Consider the following 2313-nt stretch of genomic DNA (forward strand, 5'->3'; position numbering starts at 1 on the left):
GTAAGCGCTCTATTAACCACACCCTACACGAGCGACACATTCCAAGGTAGCAGCGCCTGTAATTCTTCATCACTGGATATGCTCGGCAGTCTTGTAAACACTTCCCGCAAATACGCGTAAGGCTCAAGGCCATTTGCTTTTGCCGTTTCGATTAAACTATATATAGCGGCGCTGGCATGGGCGCCCCTCGGTGTGGCGCTGAACAGCCAATTTTTCCGGCCTATAACAAAGGGCCGGATGGCGTTCTCGGCCAAGTTGTTGTCGATTTTTACGTCGCCGTCTTCTGTGTAGGCTACGAGCTTTTCCCAGTTCTTGTTGAGATAACCCAGTGCCGTACCGAGCAGGCCTTTGGGCAAGGTGCTGTGTAGCGTTTTGTCCAACCACTCCCGCAGGGCTTTTAGGATCGGGGCGCTTTTCTCTTGTCGCAGTTGGCGGCGAGCTTCGCTGCTCGCGTCTTTCGCCTGCTTTTCGATGGCATACAGCTTGGCAATATAGTTAATGGCCACATCGGCTTTGCCGGTGCGGGCGGTCTTTTTGTCTTTAGAGCTTGCCGCCTTTTGGGCATCAATGAATTTACGGCGGGCATGAGCCCAGCAGCCCACATGGCTAATGTCGTCTTGACGGCCGACGGCATGGTAGCCCGCATAGTCATCGGTTTGCAGATAACCACTAAAGCCCTTGAGTAAGTTCTCCGCCACTCTGCCAGCGCGACTCGGTGCATAGTCATATAACACGATGGGGTGATCTGGGGCGCCACTACGCCTGACCCACATATACGATTGGCTACTCGCGGGCCTGTCCGGTTCGTTTAATACTTGAAGCGGCGTTTCGTCGCACTGGATGATTCTTCCTCGGCGAAGCTCGCGATCAAGCTGGGTAATAAGTGGCGCAATCAATTCACCGCTGCGCATCATCCAATTGGCGAGGGTGTTGCGGGGGATATCAATCTCCATCCGTTTGAAGATGGCTTCTTGGCGGTGCAATGGCAGCGCATCTTGGTATTTCGCGGTAGCGATATACGCCAGTAGGCCTGCACTCGCATTGCTTTTTGGAATGGGCTGCGCCGGTAAAGCGGCGGTACGTACCGTCGATTCACACGCTTTGCAGGCGTATTTTAGTCGCGCGTGTACTAAGACTTGGACGGTTGCGGGAATGATATCCAGCTGCTCGCTGGTGTCTTCGCCAATATGCGTTAGCGCACAACCGCATTCACAGACTTTGTCGGCATCAGCCAGATCATGTTCGATACGAACGTGCGGCAAGTCAGCGGGTAACGATTTACGACCACGGGATTTGCGACGCTCGTATTGGATCGTTTCGGTTTCGGGGTCATCCGTGTTTTCGTCAAGGTCTTCTTTTGGGGCGGGTTCAGTCGCTTCGGCTTCATTAAACAGCTCGGCCTGCCCATCCGACTTCTCGCTGCTGGCCGCAAAGCGTTTATGCTTTAATAAACGCACTTGTTCTTCGAGTAACGAGATGCGTTTATCCTTCTCCAAAAGCAAAGCTTTGAGGCTGTGGATATCGTCAGAAGAAGGGGGTGATGGTCGCGTCGTCATGACGCGTATTATACCAAAACACCGTTAGCTAACCGAGTCAAAATACAAGGTTTCATGTGGTTTATTGCGCCAAATATCCAAGCCATCGAGCAAGAAGTTTAAGTCGCGGCCATCGCGTAATTCATAGCCTGACTCGCGCTGGCGAGGCCATTTAAAGCGCTGCTTTTCTAGGCGCTTATACCAGACAACAAAGCCATTTCGCTCCCAATATAGGAGTTTGATTTTATCTCGGCCACGATTACAAAACACAAACAGCACTTCCATCATCGGTGAGAGCGCTAGTTCGTTTTCAACCAGCGCGGCCAATCCGTTAATGGATTTGCGCATATCCACTGGGCCCATGTACAAATACACGTCAATGTTTGGCGAGGGCCGCAGCATCAGTTCGATTCCCGAAGGATATGCAGCACCGCGGGCAACACAACAGGCAAATCGCTGGCGGATAATTCCAATCGAACGCCGAGCGGCAAATTCATTATCATACGAGATGAAGCTAGCATGCCGCCCAGTTTTAATAATTTTGCTGAGGGCTCTTTTGCGGGGCTTAAACGATTTCGCCAATACGCGAAGTTATGAAATTTGATCTCATGCTGCTTGCAATACGCTGCTTGAGAAAGACCGCTGCCTTGCCAAGCGGTGATGTGGTCTTGCCAGAATTGCGATTTATTGATTGTGCTCATGGATGGCTCCTCAGGTTAAAGCCGAAGAGTAAAGCCGCAGCGGGAAGATTATTAGATGGGGTTTATTGAGCGCTTAC

General features: G+C 51.6%; 3 protein-coding genes. All 3 read right to left on the reverse strand.

Going from position 1 to position 2313, the window contains the following annotated elements:
* Positions 1 to 23 precede the first annotated feature (23 nt).
* Genes tnpC through tnpA form a run of 3 tightly spaced genes read right to left on the reverse strand, consistent with a single transcriptional unit; the run spans position 24 to position 2236 of the window.
* Complete coding sequence (gene tnpC / locus GVJ32_RS04445) at positions 24 to 1556, reverse strand: IS66 family transposase (RefSeq protein ID WP_159238861.1); 1533 nt, start codon at positions 1554 to 1556, stop codon at positions 24 to 26.
* A 24-nt stretch (positions 1557 to 1580) separates the two neighbouring features.
* Positions 1581 to 1937, reverse strand: a complete 357-nt coding sequence (gene tnpB, locus GVJ32_RS04450; protein ID WP_159238862.1) for an IS66 family insertion sequence element accessory protein TnpB — start codon at positions 1935 to 1937, stop codon at positions 1581 to 1583.
* Positions 1937 to 2236: an IS66 family insertion sequence element accessory protein TnpA gene (tnpA, locus tag GVJ32_RS04455; protein WP_159238863.1), complete on the reverse strand. Its 300-nt coding sequence runs from the start codon at positions 2234 to 2236 to the stop codon at positions 1937 to 1939. The genes tnpB and tnpA overlap by 1 nt, the downstream gene beginning before the upstream one ends.
* Positions 2237 to 2313 lie beyond the last annotated feature (77 nt).

The organism is Zhongshania aliphaticivorans (genome assembly GCF_902705855.1).
Classification (GTDB): domain Bacteria; phylum Pseudomonadota; class Gammaproteobacteria; order Pseudomonadales; family Spongiibacteraceae; genus Spongiibacter; species Spongiibacter aliphaticivorans_B.